At 57.2% G+C, this 17,840-nt stretch carries 18 protein-coding genes; 15 read left to right on the top strand and 3 right to left on the bottom strand.

Translation table 11 applies throughout. The features are described 5' to 3' along the window. Positions 1–84: 84 nt before the first annotated feature. The 10 genes from fliL to K5E40_RS17820 all read left to right on the top strand — a co-directional run bounded on the left by fliL (position 85) and on the right by K5E40_RS17820 (position 6,676). Complete coding sequence (gene fliL / locus K5E40_RS17865; protein ID WP_221731974.1) at positions 85–588, top strand: flagellar basal body-associated protein FliL; 504 nt, start codon at positions 85–87, stop codon at positions 586–588. A 9-nt stretch (positions 589–597) separates the two neighbouring features. After that, positions 598–1,566 carry a flagellar motor switch protein FliM gene (fliM, locus tag K5E40_RS17860; RefSeq protein WP_003222890.1) on the top strand — a complete coding sequence of 323 codons (969 nt, stop codon included), beginning with the start codon at positions 598–600 and terminating at the stop codon, positions 1,564–1,566. A gap of 56 nt (positions 1,567–1,622) precedes the next feature. Further along, positions 1,623–2,078: a flagellar motor switch protein FliN gene (fliN, locus tag K5E40_RS17855; protein ID WP_401138226.1), complete on the top strand. Its 456-nt coding sequence runs from the start codon at positions 1,623–1,625 to the stop codon at positions 2,076–2,078. After that, positions 2,079–2,531, top strand: a complete 453-nt coding sequence (gene fliO / locus K5E40_RS17850) for a flagellar biosynthetic protein FliO (RefSeq protein ID WP_221731972.1) — start codon at positions 2,079–2,081, stop codon at positions 2,529–2,531. It begins immediately after the preceding gene. Continuing rightward, on the top strand, positions 2,531–3,289 hold the full coding sequence (fliP, locus tag K5E40_RS17845; protein ID WP_221731971.1) for a flagellar type III secretion system pore protein FliP: 759 nt from the start codon (positions 2,531–2,533) through the stop codon (positions 3,287–3,289). Before fliO ends, fliP begins: the two co-directional genes overlap by 1 nt. Beyond that, positions 3,286–3,555 carry a flagellar biosynthesis protein FliQ gene (gene fliQ, locus K5E40_RS17840; protein WP_221731970.1) on the top strand — a complete coding sequence of 90 codons (270 nt, stop codon included), beginning with the start codon at positions 3,286–3,288 and terminating at the stop codon, positions 3,553–3,555. The genes fliP and fliQ overlap by 4 nt, the downstream gene beginning before the upstream one ends. Positions 3,556–3,558: 3 nt before the next feature. After that, positions 3,559–4,344: a flagellar biosynthetic protein FliR gene (gene fliR / locus K5E40_RS17835; RefSeq protein WP_221731969.1), complete on the top strand. Its 786-nt coding sequence runs from the start codon at positions 3,559–3,561 to the stop codon at positions 4,342–4,344. Positions 4,345–4,347: 3 nt separating this feature from the next. Next, positions 4,348–5,487, top strand: a complete 1,140-nt coding sequence (flhB, locus tag K5E40_RS17830; protein ID WP_221731968.1) for a flagellar biosynthesis protein FlhB — start codon at positions 4,348–4,350, stop codon at positions 5,485–5,487. A 135-nt stretch (positions 5,488–5,622) separates the two neighbouring features. Further along, positions 5,623–5,874, top strand: coding sequence for a hypothetical protein (locus K5E40_RS17825; protein ID WP_221731967.1), 252 nt, complete (start codon positions 5,623–5,625; stop codon positions 5,872–5,874). A 133-nt stretch (positions 5,875–6,007) separates the two neighbouring features. After that, positions 6,008–6,676, top strand: a complete 669-nt coding sequence (locus K5E40_RS17820) for a hypothetical protein (RefSeq protein WP_221731966.1) — start codon at positions 6,008–6,010, stop codon at positions 6,674–6,676. Between the two features lie 500 nt (positions 6,677–7,176). Here K5E40_RS17820 and K5E40_RS17815 read toward each other — a convergent pair whose 3' ends face one another. Then, a complete protein-coding gene (locus K5E40_RS17815; RefSeq protein WP_221731965.1) occupies positions 7,177–7,536 on the bottom strand; it encodes a DUF6124 family protein in 360 nt (119 codons plus the stop codon). Between the two features lie 630 nt (positions 7,537–8,166). On the opposite strand from K5E40_RS17815, the gene K5E40_RS17810 reads away from it, so the two are divergent. Next, positions 8,167–8,451, top strand: coding sequence for a hypothetical protein (locus K5E40_RS17810; protein WP_221731964.1), 285 nt, complete (start codon positions 8,167–8,169; stop codon positions 8,449–8,451). Between the two features lie 248 nt (positions 8,452–8,699). On the opposite strand, the gene K5E40_RS17805 is transcribed toward K5E40_RS17810, so the two are convergent. Then, the gene (locus tag K5E40_RS17805) at positions 8,700–9,071 is read right to left on the bottom strand and encodes a DUF6124 family protein (RefSeq protein ID WP_221731963.1); all 372 of its coding nucleotides are present in this window, start codon (positions 9,069–9,071) and stop codon (positions 8,700–8,702) included. A gap of 479 nt (positions 9,072–9,550) precedes the next feature. Then, positions 9,551–11,971, bottom strand: coding sequence for an Ig-like domain-containing protein (locus K5E40_RS17800; RefSeq protein ID WP_221731962.1), 2,421 nt, complete (start codon positions 11,969–11,971; stop codon positions 9,551–9,553). Between the two features lie 679 nt (positions 11,972–12,650). Here K5E40_RS17800 and flhA point away from each other — a divergent pair. The 4 genes from flhA (at position 12,651) to fliA (ending at position 17,816) form a co-directional block, all read left to right on the top strand. Then, positions 12,651–14,780: a flagellar biosynthesis protein FlhA gene (gene flhA / locus K5E40_RS17795; RefSeq protein ID WP_221731961.1), complete on the top strand. Its 2,130-nt coding sequence runs from the start codon at positions 12,651–12,653 to the stop codon at positions 14,778–14,780. A gap of 11 nt (positions 14,781–14,791) precedes the next feature. Further along, a complete protein-coding gene (flhF, locus tag K5E40_RS17790; protein ID WP_221731960.1) occupies positions 14,792–16,132 on the top strand; it encodes a flagellar biosynthesis protein FlhF in 1,341 nt (446 codons plus the stop codon). Between the two features lie 116 nt (positions 16,133–16,248). Continuing rightward, positions 16,249–17,079, top strand: coding sequence for a flagellar synthesis regulator FleN (gene fleN, locus K5E40_RS17785; RefSeq protein WP_016771060.1), 831 nt, complete (start codon positions 16,249–16,251; stop codon positions 17,077–17,079). Further along, positions 17,076–17,816: an RNA polymerase sigma factor FliA gene (gene fliA, locus K5E40_RS17780; protein ID WP_003222919.1), complete on the top strand. Its 741-nt coding sequence runs from the start codon at positions 17,076–17,078 to the stop codon at positions 17,814–17,816. Before fleN ends, fliA begins: the two co-directional genes overlap by 4 nt. The last annotated feature ends 24 nt before the right edge of the window (positions 17,817–17,840 follow it).

Raw genomic sequence — 17,840 nt, 5'->3', positions numbered from 1 at the left:
AATTTGCTCCGACACTTCTGGCATAACACTTGCTCTTGCCTTGCCGTGCGACTGTGAAAACCCGAATAGTGACGGATTATTGGCATGGCGAAGAGCGAAACAGCAGCAGTAAAAGACCCTGCAACCAAAGGCAAACTCAAGCTGATCATTGTGATCGTGCTGGCATTGCTGCTGGCCATTGGCGCGTCTGTGGGGGCGACCTGGTTCTTCATGCACAGTGCCCAGAGCAAATCTGCCGAGGCGGCCGAGACTGTTCCGGTCGGTAAGCAACCGGCGATTTTCGAGCCGATGGCGCCGGCATTCGTCGCCAACTACAACCAGAACGGCCGTCAGCGCTACATGCAAGTGAGTATCACCATGCTGGCGCGTAATCAGGCCGATCTGGAAGCGCTCAAAGTGCACATGCCGGTGATCCGCAATAACCTGGTGATGCTCTTCTCCGGTCAAGACTTTGCCACTCTGGCAACGCCGGTCGGGCAAGAGATGTTGCGCCAGAAGGCCACAGCCAGCGTCCAGGAAGTGGCGCAGAAAGAGCTGGGCAAAGTGGTGATCGAACAGTTGCTTTTCACTAATTTCGTACTGCAGTAGGAACACGACATGGCCGTGCAGGATCTGCTGTCCCAGGATGAAATCGACGCGTTGTTGCATGGCGTCGACGATGGTCTGGTACAGACCGATAACGCTGCCGAACCCGGCAGTGTCAAAAGCTACGACCTGACCAGTCAGGATCGCATCGTCCGTGGACGCATGCCGACCCTGGAAATGATCAACGAGCGTTTTGCCCGCTACACCCGCATCAGCATGTTCAACATGCTGCGCCGCTCGGCGGACGTTGCCGTCGGTGGCGTGCAGGTGATGAAGTTCGGCGAGTACGTGCACTCGCTGTACGTACCGACCAGTCTCAACCTGGTCAAGATCAAACCTTTGCGCGGCACCGCGCTGTTCATCCTCGACGCCAAACTGGTGTTCAAACTGGTGGACAACTTCTTCGGTGGCGACGGCCGTCACGCCAAGATCGAAGGGCGTGAGTTCACCCCGACCGAACTGCGCGTGGTGCGCATGGTGCTGGAGCAGGCGTTCGTCGATCTGAAAGAAGCCTGGCAGGCGATCATGGAAGTCAATTTCGAGTACATCAACTCGGAAGTGAACCCGGCCATGGCCAACATCGTCGGCCCGAGCGAAGCGATTGTGGTCTCAACGTTCCACATCGAACTCGATGGCGGTGGCGGCGATCTGCACGTGACCATGCCGTACTCGATGATCGAGCCGGTGCGCGAAATGCTCGACGCCGGTTTCCAGTCCGATCTCGACGATCAGGACGAACGCTGGGTCAACGCCCTGCGCCAGGACGTGCTCGATGTCGACGTACCGATCGGCGCCACCGTTGCTCGCCGTCAGTTGAAGCTGCGCGACATCCTGCACATGCAGCCGGGTGATGTGATCCCGGTTGAAATGCCGGAAGACATGATCATGCGCGCCAACGGCGTGCCAGCCTTCAAGGTCAAGATGGGTTCGCACAAAGGCAACCTCGCGTTGCAGGTAATCGAGCCCATCGAGCGTCGCTGAAGCGGCGCTCTCACCCCCACACATTTAGCTGAATTTTTGCCCGCCGAGGACAAATGATGAACGACGATATGAACGCCCAGGACGATCAGGCACTGGCCGATGAATGGGCAGCAGCCCTGGAAGAGACTGGCGACGGCCAGGCTGACATCGACGCTTTGCTTGCCGCTGATGCCGGCGCATCGAGCTCCGACCGTCTGACGATGGAAGAGTTTGGCAGCGTGCCGAAGAATAACGACCCGGTCACATTGGACGGTCCGAACCTGGACGTGATCCTGGATATCCCGGTGTCCATCTCGATGGAAGTGGGCAGTACCGACATCAACATTCGCAACCTGCTGCAACTGAACCAGGGGTCGGTGATCGAGCTCGATCGTCTGGCGGGTGAGCCGCTGGATGTGCTGGTCAACGGCACCCTGATCGCTCACGGTGAAGTGGTTGTGGTCAACGAGAAGTTCGGCATCCGCCTGACCGACGTGATCAGCCCAAGTGAACGCATCAAGAAGCTGCGCTGAGTGAAAAGGTATCTCTGGGCTCTGCTGGCGCTGCCCTTGAGCGTGCTGGCCGCCGAGCCGGCGGCCAGCAACACCGTGCCTGCAGCCACTGCACCGATGGTCAACAGCGGCGTGGCCGGGCAATTGACGCAGTTGGTGTTGGGGCTGCTGGTGGTGTTGGGCTTGATCTTCGTTCTTGCCTGGTTGCTGCGCCGCGTGCAACAGGCGGGGCCGGCAGGCAAGGGGCAGGTGATCGAGCTGATCGGTTCCCGTGCGCTCGGTCCGCGTGACCGGTTGATGTTGGTTCAGGTCGGTAACGAGCAGATTTTGCTCGGTTTGAGTCCCGGCACCATCACTGCGCTGCATGTACTCAAGGAGCCGGTGGACGTCCCGAGCACTGCCGAGAAAGCGACCCCGGAGTTTGCCCAGCATCTGCTGAAGATGCTGGGTAAGGATCAGAAGGATAAGAAGTAATGGGTGCGTTACGCATCGTCTTGACGCTGGCCCTGTTGCTGGCTGCGCCGCTGGCATTGGCCGCCGATCCGTTGTCGATCCCGGCGATCACCCTGGGCACCAATGCCGACGGCGCGCAGGAGTATTCGGTCAGCCTGCAGATTCTGCTGATCATGACCGCGCTGAGTTTCATTCCGGCGTTCGTCATGCTGATGACCAGTTTTACCCGGATCATCATTGTCTTCTCGATCCTGCGTCAGGCCCTCGGCCTGCAGCAAACGCCGTCGAACCAGATCCTCACCGGCATGGCGCTGTTTTTGACGATGTTCATCATGGCGCCAGTGTTCGACCGGGTGAACAACGATGCCTTGCAGCCGTATCTGGCGGAAAAACTCACCGCTCAGCAAGCGGTGGAAAAGGCGCAGGTGCCCATCAAGGACTTCATGCTCGCGCAGACTCGTTCCAGCGACCTTGAGCTGTTCATGCGTCTGTCCAAACGTACCGACATCGCCACGCCTGATCAGGCGCCGCTGACGATTCTGGTACCGGCGTTTGTCACTTCGGAGCTTAAAACCGCGTTCCAGATCGGTTTCATGATCTTCATCCCGTTCCTGATCATCGACCTGGTCGTGGCCAGTGTGCTGATGGCGATGGGTATGATGATGCTCTCGCCGCTGATCATTTCCCTGCCGTTCAAGATCATGCTGTTCGTACTGGTCGATGGCTGGGCGCTGATCATTGGCACCCTGGCCAGCAGTTTTGGAGGTGTCTCGCCATGACGCCGGAAGTAGCGGTCGACATCTTTCGCGAAGCCTTGTGGCTGACCACGATGATGGTCGCGGTGCTGGTGATTCCCAGTCTGCTGGTCGGTTTGATGGTGGCGATGTTTCAGGCCGCGACCCAGATCAACGAACAGACCCTCAGCTTCCTCCCGCGCCTGCTGGTGATGCTGGTCACGCTGATCGTCACCGGGCCATGGCTGGTGCAGACCTTCATGGAATACATCATTCAGCTGTATCACAACATCCCGCTGGTTATCGGCTAAGCCATGCAATCGCTGCTTCAGCTGACCGACACCCAGATCAGTTCCTGGGTGGCGGCGTTCATGTTGCCGCTCTTTCGCATAGGCGCTGTGCTGATGGTCATGCCGGTGTTCGGCACGACGCTGGTGCCCAAGCGTATCCGTCTGTATTTCGCGCTCGCGATCACGGTGGTGATCGCGCCCGGCCTGCCGCCGATGCCCCCTGTTCATGCGCTGGATCTGAGCGGCTTGTTGCTCATCGCCGAGCAAATCCTGATTGGCGCTATCCTCGGTTTTTCCTTGCAACTGTTCTTTCAGGCATTCGTGGTGGCGGGGCAGATTGTCGCGATCCAGATGGGCATGGGTTTCGCCTCGATGGTCGACCCTACCAACGGCGTCTCGGTGGCGGTGATCGGGCAGTTCTTCACCATGCTGGTGACCTTGCTGTTCCTGTCGATGAACGGCCATCTGGTGGTGTTCGAAGTCCTCACTGAAAGTTTCACCACGTTGCCGGTCGGCAGCGGTCTGATGACGGCGCATTACTGGGAGCTGGCCGGCAAACTCGGCTGGGTATTGGGGGCGGCGCTGATGCTGGTGTTGCCGGCGATCACCGCGTTACTGGTGGTCAACATCGCCTTCGGCGTGATGACCCGGGCTGCGCCGCAGCTCAATATCTTCTCCATTGGTTTTCCGCTGACCCTGGTGCTCGGCCTGTTCATTGTCTGGGTGGGGCTGGCGGATATTCTCAATCAGTATCAACCGCTGGCCGCCGAGGCTTTGCAGTTTTTACGCGAACTGGCACAGGCGCGCTGAGTCATGGCTGAGAGCGAAAGCGGTCAGGACAAAACAGAAGACCCCACGGAGAAGCGCAAAAAGGACTCCCGCGAGAAGGGTGAGGTTGCGCGTTCCAAGGAGCTCAACACCCTGGCGGTGATGTTGGCCGGTGCCGGTGCCTTGCTGGTCTTCGGCGGCATGCTCGCGCAGGACTTGATGGAGTTGATGCGCATGAACTTCTCGCTCTCGCGGGAAGTGATCATGGATCAGCGCTCCATGGGTGCCTTTCTGATGCATTCCGGCAAGCTTGCTCTGGTCGCGATTCAGCCGATCATGATCACCCTGTTGCTGGCCGCACTGATCGGGCCGATTGCCCTTGGTGGCTGGTTGTTTTCCGCCAGTACCATGGCGCCCAAATTCAGCCGGATGAACCCCGGCGCGGGCCTCAAGCGCATGTTTTCGATGAAGGCGATCATTGAGTTGCTCAAGGCGCTGGCGAAATTTTTCATCGTGCTGGCGGTGGCGCTGATGGTGTTGTCATCGGATGTCGACGACTTGCTGCGCATCGCCCATGAGCCGCTGGACCAGGCAATCATTCACAGTGTCTTGCTGGTGGGCTGGAGTACGTTGTGGATGGCCTGCGGGCTGATCCTGATCGCAGCGGTTGACGTTCCGGTGCAAATCTTCGAGAGCATGAAAAAGCTCAAGATGACCAAGCAGGAAGTGCGCGACGAGCACAAGGATCAAGAGGGGCGGCCGGAGGTCAAGCAACGCATCCGCCAGACCCAGCGCGAAATGTCCCAGCGGCGGATGATGGCGGCGATTCCCGACGCCGACGTGGTCATCACCAACCCGACCCACTATGCCGTGGCGCTCAAATACGATTCGGAAAAGGGCGGGGCGCCGGTGCTGCTGGCCAAGGGCAGTGACTTCCTGGCGCTGAAGATCCGCGAAATCGCCGTAGCCAACAACGTCATGCTCCTCGAATCGCCGGGGTTGGCGCGTTCGATCTACTACTCCACTGAACTCGATCAGGAAATCCCCGGCGGGTTGTACCTGGCCGTCGCCCAAGTGCTGGCCTACGTCTACCAGATCCGCCAACACCGCGCCGGCAAGGGCAAACGCCCGGATCCGCTCAAGGACGATTTGCCGATTCCGCCGGATCTGCGGCGTGATTCCTGACGATTACCGTCTGTCTGAATGCAGTCGTCACCTGTCAACTCTGACAGGTGCGCTTGTCGAGCTTTTGCAGTTTGATGCTTGTTAACACCCAGTACCCGATACGGGTGTTTCGAGCAGACGCAAGGGAGCACGACAATGAAAGGTACGTTCAGCAGCTATGACCCCAAAACCGGTAAAGGCATTATTACCCCGACGCGCTCGGGAAGTTCTTTTGCTGCCGCAACAGGTTTTTTTCTTGCGGACAAAGGCTACAAGTTCAGTATTGCGTTGATGAACGAACATCGTGAAAAAATCAAAGTGGGCGATCCGGTCGAGTTTGACGAACCGAAAACGGCGGGAGGAGAAGCAACAAATCTACGAATTAATCCAGATCGCCCGCTGAAGTAGTCTGCGGCTTTACGACGGACGGTTACCGTCTGTCTGAAAACCCTGTCTGCCTGTCAGATCTGACAGTAGACGCCACCCTCCAGCTGCGCTGCCATGCATTCGGGAATAATCCCTCGGCGCAGAGAGCACGATCATGACAGAACGAATCTACAAAAAACTCGAAGGCATGACGCTGGAATATGTTTCAGGGAGGTTGGAGGCGAATCCGAAGGAAAGGTCTATCCGGTACACGGTCAGCTTCGATCTGGATCTGGACTTCACCCACTTTGTGCAGATGGCCAATATTTATGTCCCGGATTATCTCGATAATCCGATCAACGCCATCAGGCCCGAGCTCTACGGTCTGGCTTATCACTACTCCTACAACTATTTGTTTGACGCTGCGGGGAAAATCCACGACAACCAGGCGTTGTTCGAGCTGTTCACCTCGCCAGGCTATTACATGGATCAATGGGCGACGGGGCGTGATTTGGAGGCGCGTTATGGCAAGCCGGTGTTCGAGTTGATCGGCCGCAAGCTACGCATGACGGCACGGCAAGACTTTCGGTCACTGGATGGCACGAGCCAGATTGAAATAGGTGATTTGCCAATTATTCAGTTTCATTGGGCCCTCAATCTGCTGCAGGGCCATTCGGCGGTTCCACAGATCAAGGCGCCAGAGACCAAGGTCGTGCTCATGTACATGGATGAGGACTTCGTTGAGGTCGACGGGCAGCCAATATTCCGGGGTACGCAGTACATTGATAGCAAACAACTCGCCTTCGGTAATATTTCGCCCAAGCAGATTCTGACCGCGCAGTAACCAGCGCTCAAAGCAAAAGATCGCAGCCACGGCAACTCCTACCGTTGAAATGAACCTCAGTGGTAGCTTCCGAAGGCTGCGATCTTTTGATCTATGTGTAATCCAGGCTTATTCAGGTATGAAAAAGTCTTCCTATAGGTTTTGTCGCCTGACGCACCTAAGTCGTGAACAGACGCACTCCCCCAGTTGACTGCTTTCTACTCGATGGGCTTGGGCACTACTGGGTGAAGCAAGGACGAACCACATTCATACAAAACGGTGCCCTGTCCCCGTTGAGCCATGAAACAAAAAACCGCTGTCCGGATTGAGCCGGGCGGCGGTTTTTTTATGCCTGAATACAGGTGTTGGCTGTGAAGCAGCCTTCGCGAGCAAGCCCGCTCCCACAGGGGGTGGTGTCGATCACAAGTCTGGGTTCACAACGCTGAACCTGTGGGAGGGGGCTTGCTCCCGAAAGCGTCAGCAACCAACACACATCAATCAAACCTTGTCACAGCAACCTGCTAATTCGGCAACTCCAGATTATCCAGCACCCGATTCACCGCCAGTTCCCCGAGCATGATCAGTTGCGCAATACCTAATAACGTTCTGCGCTGCGACGCGGGTATGAGATGGGCGAAGTCATGGGCGATGGTCTTGGCCGAAGCGAGGGTTTCGCAAGCATCGGCCAGCAGTTCCTCGTTTTTGAAGTCCGCGGTCACAGCGTACATTCTGCGGGTTTTACGTGGAGGTGGCGTGGAGCCGGGCGGGCAGAGGTAGTGATCGAGGGCGCGGTCGGCCGCTTCGTGGAGCTTTTTCGAATCGAGGGATTCGTAGGGCGAGGTGGGATCGGTTTCGGGTGGGTTGGGTGTTGGTTTGATCATGGTGAAGCTCCTTTGAAGTGGAGCCGCTACAACCTGTCGCTAAACAGGAGGGGTGGCGGCTGTACGCAGGTTAGCGAACCGGTCAAAGGCACCCGGCAGACCCGAAGGTCTCCCGCATACAGCCACCATGACGAAATCGCGAAAATACAGATCCGCAACGAAGCCTGGAACGCTGATGCACCTTTGACTTGAATTCGAGTCGCTAAACCCGATCGCTGATTCGTCAGCGACCGGACCACGATAGAGTCCCGGCACAAAGCGCACAAGCCGGCGGATTCTGGCTTGGCTGTAGGCAGTGGCGCAAGGATTTGTAGCCTTGGAGGCGTGTCAGAAGATGTCTTTTAAACACCAGAGTTTAAAAGGCAAAAGAGTGGGCGACTGTCTGGATGACAACGTGATCGATCCCTGAAAGATTCTATGAGTGATATTTGAACTCTCCTTGAAAAATCCCAGCGATTTTTCGAGTTCGTCGGATTTGTGGCGCGATTTCTGAGGTTTACCTTTCGTCTGAAAGCGCGTCTAACCTGTCAGGTTTTACAGGTGTGGGAAGCGTGCTTTTGCGTTTTGATTGCTGGGTGGTGTCGCACATTCGGTGCGTATCCTATTTTGCGATGGCAAAGGAGAAGGGAAATGGCAGATGAAATGGAAGGTGAAGAGCTGAAGGGTGTATTCGTAAGCTACGACGAAAACACTGGCAGGGGCACTATTTATCCGGGACCGTACGATGAATACCTCAAAATAAAAGAGGACCGTTTAACGCCTGCTATGAATGTTCCGCGTGACCCTGACGACAGATGTTTTTACTTCCAGGTCCCTGAAGAGCTCAAACACGAACAGAACTTCAAAGTCGGTAAGCCGGTCGAATATGATCGTGTGAGTGCAGAGACGAAGGAAGTCACACACCTCCGTTTTTAGTTTAAGTAGAGCGGGGTTGGCAATCTCTTGATGAGGTCCTGCTGACTCCGCCGTATCTGCAAAGTTTGCTCGCCGTTAGTAGAAGACCCACGGGTTAACCTCGTTTGTTCCATTTCGCTGCAAAAACTGGAAGGTTGCTTGATCGTTCCCACGCGCAGCACAGGAATGCAGCCGGGGCGCTCCGCGTCCGATCTAGAGCCGAACGCGGAGCGTCCGTTGAGGCGTTCCCACGCAGAGCGTGGGAACGATCAGTGCCCGAACTGGTTCGGAAACTCCAGATTATCCAGCACCCGATTCACCGCCAGTTCCCCGAGCATGATCAGTTGCGCAATGCCTAATAACGTTCTGCGCTGCGACGCGGGTATGAGATGGGCGAAGTCATGGGCGATGGTCTTGGCCGAAGCGAGGGTTTCGCAAGCATCGGCCAGCAGTTCCTCGTTTTTGAAGTCCGCGGTCACAGCGTACATTCTGCGGGTTTTACGTGGCGGCGGGGTGGAGCCGGGCGGGCAGAGGTAGTGATCGAGGGCGCGGTCGGCCGCTTCGTGGAGCTTTTTTGAATCGAGGGATTCGTAGGGGGAGGTGGGGTCGGTTTCGGGCGGGTTTGGCGTTGGTTTGATCATGGCAAAGCTCCTTGAAAAATGGAGCCGTCATCCATCGCTGCTAAACGGATAGGGTGGCGGCTGTACGCGGGTTAGCAGACCAGGCTCAAGGATCCCGGCGCACCGAAGTGCCCCACGCAAAGCCGCCATATTGTAATAGCGGGACTCGCGTGCCTTGAAAATTGCCGAGCTGCTAAACCCGATCACTGTTAGTCAGTGACCGGCAAACAGTAGAACCCACTCCCAAAGCGCACAAGCCGGCCGATTCTGGCGTAGCTGTAGGCAATTCCGCAAGAACGTGTAGCCTGATTACGTATCTTTGCGTGTCATTTAAACGCTTGCGTTTAAAGCAAAAAATCGCAGCCTGCGGCAGCTCACCAGTTTATTTGGAGTTGCCGCAGGCTGTGATCTTTAATTTAGTTGCTTGTTCAGCGGTAAATAAATACGTCCCATTTTCCTTTCTTGCATCGAGCAGGCGTGCCGCTTGTTATGCGTCAAATTCAGCCAGGCAGAAGGCACCAACCATGTGCTTGGGAGTTGTTGCCCGTGAAACAGGAAATGGTCCATGCGTTCGGATTATTGGTTACAACTGAAAGGTACTGCCCGGCACCACATCCATCATTACGGCAGAGCCAACCGCCTGCGCTGGATACAAGCGGCTTGTATTTGACTTTCAGCACATCGATAGCTGCATTTGAAACAGGCGATCCACCAATTGAATTCATCCAGTTAATAGCTGCGCTGATGCTGTAGGTATGTGTAGGAGTCATGACCAGACGAACAACATTTTGCACTTTGACGGGGAACGAAATTTCACGCTGGGAGTTGTTTTCCCGCACGGTAATAGTTGCATTGCCATTTTTGAGACCACTGACCAGCCCGTTGTCATTCACTGTCGCTACATCAGTAGCGCTGGAGAAATAGGAGTAGTCGCCATCTCCAGAGATTGGTACCCGTGTTTGCGTAGTTTCGGGTGCAGGGGTTCCGGTCAGAGCAAGGAAGTCCGCATTGATGTTAAGTCCCTTAAGCTCCATGAGGCCCGTTTGTATGGTGAAAGGATGTAAGCTCTTCACGGTATAAAACCGCGGGGAAAAGGAAACCGCTTTGACTTTATCAAGAGAGCCGTCAAGATTAACGGCCCATTCCGTGATCAATTCAGTTCCATCCTTGAGTTCCTTCAGCCATTCAATCGGCGCTTTTACCGACAACCCGTCTGCCGACTCATTCGGTTCTCCCAACCGAACATCCTTGCTGATCGGATTCCCGTTCTTGTCAAAGCCTCTACAGGTTATCCAGATGGGTTGTCCTGCCTTCTGCAGTGGCCATTTTTCCGCGAGAATCCGGGCACTGTCGTCCAGTGTGTGAACTTCCAGCATCTCACCCGTTTCCCCCCCAATGTTCGGTGTCGGTAACCGCGGATCATCCTCGGCGATAGGCTGGATAGTCAGTACCAGATCCGGGGACTCGCCTTCGGGTTTTTCACCACGAATCAGTTCCCAACGCAATTTGATGGTTGTTCCGCGCCGTGCCACCAGAAACGCTGGATCAAGTTTAAAGTTGGCGCGTTTGTTCTGGTTGAACGTCAGTAGCGGAAAGGGTTTGGCGTCGGGTAGGGGGTTAACTTCCAGCAGTTGAGCCTGGTCACCCGCAAAGGCCGAGAGGTGTTCGACGCGCACAGTGACGCCTTCTTCGTAGGCCAACACATCAACTGGGTTGGTCGCCGGTGCCAGCAGTGTTGGCGGCTCTAGATCTACCGGTGTTGTCCCCGTCACTGTTGCGGTAGCTGTGTTGGAACTCCCCACCAGACCCACATTGGGCCTGTGCAATACATAAGTCGCAGTCACCTTGCTGCCAGCGAAGACCTTGTCATTGGGCACTTCAAGGAAGCAGGGCAGTTTCCCAAGGAAGGGATCCTCTTCGACTTTTCCGGTGACTACCACGGGGTCGGTTTGCCCTGTAGTGGTATAGGTCGCCATAATTTCGTCGCCCGCCATAAAGCGGTTGTCTTTGGTCATCACAACCAGCAGCAACGGATTACCCGCCAGTTTTTCCAGATCGATGATGCTCGCGTCATCACCGGGATAGTCCTCTTTGCGCTCCAGCAGAATCGGCATCGGCAAACGTTTGCCGTCCAGATCCTCATCGACGGTCTGTAGTGGTGACCACGGCGCATCGGTGTCCGGGCCGTTGCCGATCTGGTCGGTGACGGTGTAGGAAAAGTGCAGTTTCTGATCCTCGCGTTTCGCTTTATCCAGGTAGGTGCGATCCACGGTGAAGCAAATGGTGATGGGCGTTTCAGAGCCGTGATCGGGCGGTTGGGGCGCCTGGTCCTTGCCCACAACGACACGCAGGATTTCGCCGTTGCATTTGAGGGTGATCTCGTCGTAGGCCCGGCAATAAGGGTAAGCCACGCACACCTCGGCGCTGACAAAGTCCGGGCTGACGCCGTTTTTGATGGCGTCGGGCAGCAGCAATTTGAGTTCGGAGTGACCTCCATCGGGCTCGGTCAGACGATCCTTCAGGCCGGGGCGAATCTTGTTGTAGAGAACGGTGAGCATTGGCTCGGAGGTGCCTAAATTGTTGCTGCCGCGCCTGAAGGTGTAATACACGTTGTTAATACGATGTGGAAGCAGCCGGTTTTTGGGGATGCGCACAGTCATTCGAGCATTGGGATCGGTAACGGTCTCGCTGTCCAGAACGGCGGACTCATTTTCGAGCCACAACTCCAGTACATCACCGGGATCCACGGTGCCAACAAGCGGGGGATCCACAAGAACCACAGCACCTTCACCGTCGTTGACTAGGTCATAAGCCGCCAGCGACAAACCAATTTGTGCACCCTCGACCGGGTAGGTTTCACCGTTTACCTTGGGTGGGTCGAGCGCGAGGACGGTGTTATCGGGTGGCGTTGAGGTGGTCATGAGCGAAGCTCCTGCGCAGTGGGAACGGGCTGGAGCTATCAGAGCCTAAACGATTAATTACGCACCTGTCAGATCTGACAGGTGGCGACGGACGGTCACTCACGCGCAGTGCATTGATCCCTGTAGGCGCTGCCGAAAGCTGCGACGTTTGGATTTACCTGCTAATCGGGCGATTGTTCGGGTGAAAACCTGGTCTGTCCCTGAGGCGTCAGGTACTTGCCTACGTCTACCAGACTCGCCAAGACCGCGCAGGCATGGGCAGGCGCCCGGATCCGCTCAAGGTTGATTGTACGATGCCGCCGGATTTACACCGCGACTCCTGACTTTGCTGTGATGAAACGAAAAAACCGCCATCACGATTGACCGGGGCAGCGGTTTTTTATGCCTGAAGACATGTGTTGGCTGTGAGGCCGCCTTCGCGAGCAAGCCCGCTCCCACTTTTGGATCTTCGTTTTTACCAGGTTTCATCTGTCTGCCGGATCGGCCTGTCTCGATAAAACTGACGCAACGCAAAACAACTGTGGGCTTGCTCGCGCAAGGGCTGCTTCGGTCAGCAGAGAACTCACGGTTAAAACCCGTCTGTTTCAATCATTGGTGAAAGTTGGAAGGCTTCTTGCAGTAGCCGCCGTGAGCCCGCTCTGGGCGTCAAAAGTTTGCTTTAAAGGAACGAGGAAAACCGGTGGATCGCTCTCAGTTACTCAACAGTGCTCGCTCGAACGTTGCCGATCTCAGTCGAGGCAATCTGGGCGTGCCGCTGTTGCTGCTGGTCATGCTGGCCATGATGATGTTGCCGGTGCCGCCGTTCCTGCTGGACGTGTTTTTCACCTTCAACATAGCCCTGTCAATCGTCGTCCTGCTGGTTTGCGTTTACGCCCTGCGGCCGCTGGATTTCGCGGTGTTCCCGACGATTCTGCTGGTCGCGACCTTGCTGCGGCTGGCGCTGAACGTGGCGTCGACGCGGGTGGTGATGCTCAACGGTCAGGACGGCCACGCGGCTGCCGGTAAGGTGATCCAGGCCTTCGGTGAAGTGGTGATCGGCGGTAACTATGTGGTGGGTATCGTGGTGTTCGCGATCCTGATGATCATCAACTTCGTCGTGGTCACTAAAGGCGCCGGGCGGATTTCCGAGGTGAGCGCACGCTTCACCCTCGATGCGATGCCTGGCAAGCAAATGGCGATCGACGCCGACCTCAACGCCGGTCTGATCGACCAGAACCAGGCCAAGGCCCGCCGTTCGGAAGTCGCCCAGGAGGCCGAGTTCTACGGTTCGATGGACGGTGCGAGCAAGTTCGTGCGTGGTGACGCCATCGCCGGTCTGCTGATTCTGTTCATCAACCTCATTGGCGGCGTGGCCGTCGGTATCTTCCAGCACCACATGAGTTTCGCCGAAGCGGGCAAGGTTTACGCCTTGTTGACCATCGGTGACGGTTTGGTGGCGCAATTGCCATCACTGTTGTTATCGACAGCGGCAGCGATCATGGTGACGCGTGCTTCCGGTTCGGAAGACATGGGCAAACAGATCAGCCGTCAGATGTTCGCCTCGCCCAAAGCGCTGGCGGTTGCAGCGGGCCTGATGGCGGTCATGGGTCTGGTGCCGGGCATGCCGCACTTCTCGTTCCTGAGCATGGCTGCGCTGGCCGCCGGTGGCGCCTATCTGTTCTGGAAAAAACAAAATGTCGCCAAGGTTCAAGCGCTGCAAGAGGTCAAGCGTCAGCAAGAGTTGCTGCCATCGCCGGCCCGCGCCATGGAAACCAAAGAGTTGGGTTGGGATGACGTGACACCGATCGACATGATCGGCCTGGAAGTGGGCTATCGCCTGATCCCGCTGGTGGATCGCAATCAGGGTGGACAATTGCTGGCGCGGATCAAGGGTGTGCGCAAGAAGCTCTCGCAAGATCTGGGCTTCCTGATGCCGACCGTGCATATCCGCGACAACCTCGATCTGGCGCCGAGCGCCTATCGCCTCACGCTGATGGGTGTGATCCTCGCCGAAGCGGAGATCTATCCGGATCGCGAGTTGGCGATCAATCCGGGGCAGGTCTACGGCGCGCTCAACGGTATCAACGCCAAAGATCCGGCTTTCGGACTGGAAGCGGTGTGGATCGAAATCAGCCAGCGGGCGCAGGCGCAATCGCTGGGTTACACCGTGGTCGATGCGAGCACCGTGGTCGCCACTCACCTGAACCAGATTCTGTACAAGCATTCCAGCGAGCTGATCGGCCACGAAGAAGTGCAGCAACTCATGCAGTTGCTGGCCAAAAGTTCGCCGAAACTGGCTGAAGAGTTGGTGCCGGGTGTGGTTTCGCTGTCGCAACTGCTCAAAGTATTGCAGGCGCTGTTGGCCGAACACGTACCGGTGCGCGACATCCGCAGCATTGCCGAAGCTATCGCCAACAACGCCGCGAAGAGTCAAGATACCGCCGCGTTGGTGGCCGCTGTGCGGGTCGGCGTATCGCGCGCCATCGTCCAAAGCATTGTAGGCACTGAGTCCGAGCTGCCTGTGATCACCTTGGAACCAAGGTTGGAACAAATATTGCTCAATAGTCTGCAGAAGGCAGGACAAGGCTCGGAAGAGGGCGTTCTGCTGGAACCAAGCATGGCCGAGAAGCTGCAGCGTTCGCTCATCGAAGCGGCGCAGCGCCAGGAAATGCAAGGTCAACCGGTGATTCTGTTGGTAGCAGGTCCGATCCGCGCGATGCTCTCGCGTTTTGGTCGCCTCGCCGTCCCAGGGCTGCATGTGCTGGCCTACCAGGAAATTCCGGACAACAAGCAAGTGACGATCGTTGCGACAGTAGGGCCCAACGGCTGAGGTAGTGGTTTATGCAAGTTAAGCGTTTTTTCGCCGCCGATATGCGTCAGGCCATGAAGCTGGTTCGTGATGAGCTGGGCGCTGAAGCCGCCATCATTGGCAACCGCCGCATTGCTGGTGGCGTCGAGCTGACGGCGGCGCTGGATTACAAATTGTCGGCGCTGGCGCCGCGGGTTCCGAACATTGAACTCGAAGATGAGCTGCGCAAGACCCAGTCGCGCATCGTCACTGCCCAGGCCGAGTTGAGCATGCGCGGCGAAGCCGATGGCAACACCAATCGCCAGTTGTTCGCCGGGCTGCCATTGACGGCCGGCTTGCCGCTGACTGCTGCCGAACCGTTGAGCGAGCCGACATATGCGGCCCCGGCGCGTCCGGCACCCGCACCTGCGCAATCGTCTGGCGGTGTCGATCCGCGTGCACTGGATTCGATGCGTTTTGAATTGAACAGCCTGCGCGAACTGATGGAAGTTCAGCTTGGCACGCTGGCCTGGAATCAGTTGCAAGGCAATCGTCCGGCGCAAGCCAACCTGTATCGTCGCCTGCAACGTATCGGTCTTTCCGGTCCGTTGTCGCGCGACCTGCTGGCGATGATCACCGATATCGAAGAACCTCGTCAGGCCTGGCGCATGCTGCTGGCGCACCTGGCACGGATGATTGCCGTACCGGAAGTCGAGCCGCTGGAAGAAGGCGGGGTGATCGCCATGGTCGGTCCGGCAGGTATGGGCAAGACCACCACGCTGGCGAAGCTCGCTGCCCGTTATGTGCTTAAGTACGGCGCGCAAAACGTTGCGCTGGTGAGCATGGACAGTTTCCGCATCGGCGCTCAGGAACAATTGAAGACCTTGGGCCGGATCCTCAACGTGCCGGTGACGCACGTCGACCCGGGTCAGTCGCTGGTGCAGGCGCTGGATCCATTGCTGCGCAAGCGCGTGGTGCTGATCGATACTGCGGGCCTGCAAGCCAGCGATCCGGCACTGCGCATGCAGCTCGAAAGTCTGGCCGGGCGAGGCATCCGTTCAAAAAATTATCTGGTCTTGGCAACCACCAGCCAGAAACAGGTTCTAACCGCCGCTTATCATAGTTACAAGCGTTGCGGGCTTGCCGGGTGCATCCTGACTAAACTGGATGAAACGGCCAGCCTTGGCGAAGTGTTGAGCCTGGCGATCAGTCATGAATTGCCGGTCGCGTACCTGACCGATGGCCCACGGATTCCGGATGATCTGCATCTGCCGCGCCGTCATCAACTGGTCAGCCGCGCCGTCAGCGTGCAAATGCAGGAAGAACCCAGCGAAGAAGCCATGGCTGACATGTTCGCTGATATCTATCACAGCCCGACCAAGCAGGTAGGCTGAGGTATTCATGAACAGTTTTTGTACCTACATCGATGGTCTGCCATGCATTGTTCAGGTTGTGAACGCGCAGCCAGTAATGTGGCCTCCGTCTATGCAAGACAAGGTAAAGAAATAACATGGGCAGCATGCATCCCGTACAGGTGATCGCGGTGACCGGCGGCAAAGGTGGCGTCGGGAAAACTAACGTGTCAGTGAACTTGTCGCTGGCGCTGGCAGAGCTTGGCCGTCGGGTCATGCTGCTGGACGCCGATCTGGGACTGGCGAACGTCGACGTTCTGCTGGGGCTGACCCCCAAACGCACGCTGGCCGATGTGATCGAAGGCCGCTGCGAACTGCGCGACGTGCTGTTGCAAGGCCCGGGCGGAATTCGCATTGTGCCGGCGGCGTCCGGCACTCAGAGCATGGTTCACCTGAGCCCGGCGCAACATGCCGGTCTGATTCAGGCCTTCAGCGACATCGGCGACAATCTCGACGTATTGGTGATAGACACCGCTGCGGGCATTGGTGACTCGGTAGTCAGTTTCGTGCGCGCGGCGCAGGAAGTGTTGCTGGTGGTTTGCGACGAGCCGACTTCGATCACCGACGCCTACGCACTGATCAAATTGTTGAACCGTGATTACGGCATGAACCGCTTCCGCGTCCTGGCCAACATGGCCCAGAGCCCGCAAGAGGGCCGTAACCTGTTCGCCAAGTTGACCAAAGTCACGGATCGCTTCCTTGACGTGGCCCTACAATACGTCGGCGCCGTGCCCTACGACGAAAGCGTGCGCAAGGCCGTGCAGAAGCAGCGTGCAGTCTATGAAGCCTTTCCGCGTTCCAAGTGCGCACTGGCGTTCAAGGCAATCGCGCAGAAGGTCGATACTTGGCCGCTGCCTGCCAACCCGCGTGGGCACCTTGAGTTTTTCGTCGAGCGCCTCGTGCAGCAAACAGCAGGGCCCGTGATATGACAGCCAGCGGTATGAACTACTACAAGAAATCGGCACGTGACGCACAGTACGAATTGATCGAGCGTTACGCACCACTGGTCAAACGCATTGCCTACCACTTGCTGGCACGCCTGCCGGCCAGTGTGCAGGTCGAGGACCTGATCCAGGCCGGAATGATCGGTCTGCTTGAAGTCTCGACCAAATACGACGCCAGCAAAGGCGCCAGTTTCGAAACGTACGCGGGCATTCGAATCCGCGGCGCGATGCTCGACGAAGTGCGCAAAGGGGACTGGGCGCCACGCTCGGTTCACCGCAACACCCGTATGGTCAGCGACGCGATTCGCGCAATTGAAGCTAAAACCGGCCGTGATGCTAAAGATCACGAGGTTGCGGCCGAACTCCAATTGAGTCTCGACGATTACTACGGGATTTTGAATGACACCCTGGGCAGTCGCTTGTTCAGTTTCGACGACCTGTTGCAGGACGGCGAACACGAAGGGCTGCACGAGGATGGCGCCAGTGCTCATCTTGAGCCGTCACGCGATCTGGAAGATGAACGCTTCCAGGCGGCGTTGGCGGACGCGATTGCCAATTTGCCGGAGCGTGAGCGACTGGTGTTGGCGCTGTACTACGACGAAGAGCTGAACCTCAAGGAGATCGGTGAAGTCCTTGGCGTCAGTGAATCGCGGGTCAGCCAGTTACACAGCCAGTGCGCGGCCCGTTTGCGGGGGCGTTTGGGGGAGTGGCGAGCGCGCTGAAGGCAGTGTGGGGACACTGCGAAC

The organism is Pseudomonas baetica (assembly GCF_019733355.1).
In the GTDB taxonomy this organism is placed as follows: domain Bacteria; phylum Pseudomonadota; class Gammaproteobacteria; order Pseudomonadales; family Pseudomonadaceae; genus Aquipseudomonas; species Aquipseudomonas baetica_A.
This window is presented reverse-complemented; position numbering and strand designations above follow the sequence as displayed.

Bases quoted from the DNA above. Each gene is read 5' to 3' on its own strand.
- fliL (WP_221731974.1), top strand. From the start codon at position 85: ATGGCGAAGAGCGAAACAGCAGCAGTAAAAGACCCTGCAACCAAAGGC.
- fliM (WP_003222890.1), top strand. From the start codon at position 598: ATGGCCGTGCAGGATCTGCTGTCCCAGGATGAAATCGACGCGTTGTTG.
- fliN (WP_401138226.1), top strand. From the start codon at position 1,623: ATGAACGACGATATGAACGCCCAGGACGATCAGGCACTGGCCGATGAA.
- fliP (WP_221731971.1), top strand. From the start codon at position 2,531: ATGGGTGCGTTACGCATCGTCTTGACGCTGGCCCTGTTGCTGGCTGCG.
- fliQ (WP_221731970.1), top strand. From the start codon at position 3,286: ATGACGCCGGAAGTAGCGGTCGACATCTTTCGCGAAGCCTTGTGGCTG.
- fliR (WP_221731969.1), top strand. From the start codon at position 3,559: ATGCAATCGCTGCTTCAGCTGACCGACACCCAGATCAGTTCCTGGGTG.
- flhB (WP_221731968.1), top strand. From the start codon at position 4,348: ATGGCTGAGAGCGAAAGCGGTCAGGACAAAACAGAAGACCCCACGGAG.
- K5E40_RS17825 (WP_221731967.1), top strand. From the start codon at position 5,623: ATGAAAGGTACGTTCAGCAGCTATGACCCCAAAACCGGTAAAGGCATT.
- K5E40_RS17820 (WP_221731966.1), top strand. From the start codon at position 6,008: ATGACAGAACGAATCTACAAAAAACTCGAAGGCATGACGCTGGAATAT.
- K5E40_RS17815 (WP_221731965.1), bottom strand. From the start codon at position 7,536: ATGATCAAACCAACACCCAACCCACCCGAAACCGATCCCACCTCGCCC.
- K5E40_RS17810 (WP_221731964.1), top strand. From the start codon at position 8,167: ATGGCAGATGAAATGGAAGGTGAAGAGCTGAAGGGTGTATTCGTAAGC.
- K5E40_RS17805 (WP_221731963.1), bottom strand. From the start codon at position 9,071: ATGATCAAACCAACGCCAAACCCGCCCGAAACCGACCCCACCTCCCCC.
- K5E40_RS17800 (WP_221731962.1), bottom strand. From the start codon at position 11,971: ATGACCACCTCAACGCCACCCGATAACACCGTCCTCGCGCTCGACCCA.
- flhF (WP_221731960.1), top strand. From the start codon at position 14,792: ATGCAAGTTAAGCGTTTTTTCGCCGCCGATATGCGTCAGGCCATGAAG.
- fleN (WP_016771060.1), top strand. From the start codon at position 16,249: ATGGGCAGCATGCATCCCGTACAGGTGATCGCGGTGACCGGCGGCAAA.
- fliA (WP_003222919.1), top strand. From the start codon at position 17,076: ATGACAGCCAGCGGTATGAACTACTACAAGAAATCGGCACGTGACGCA.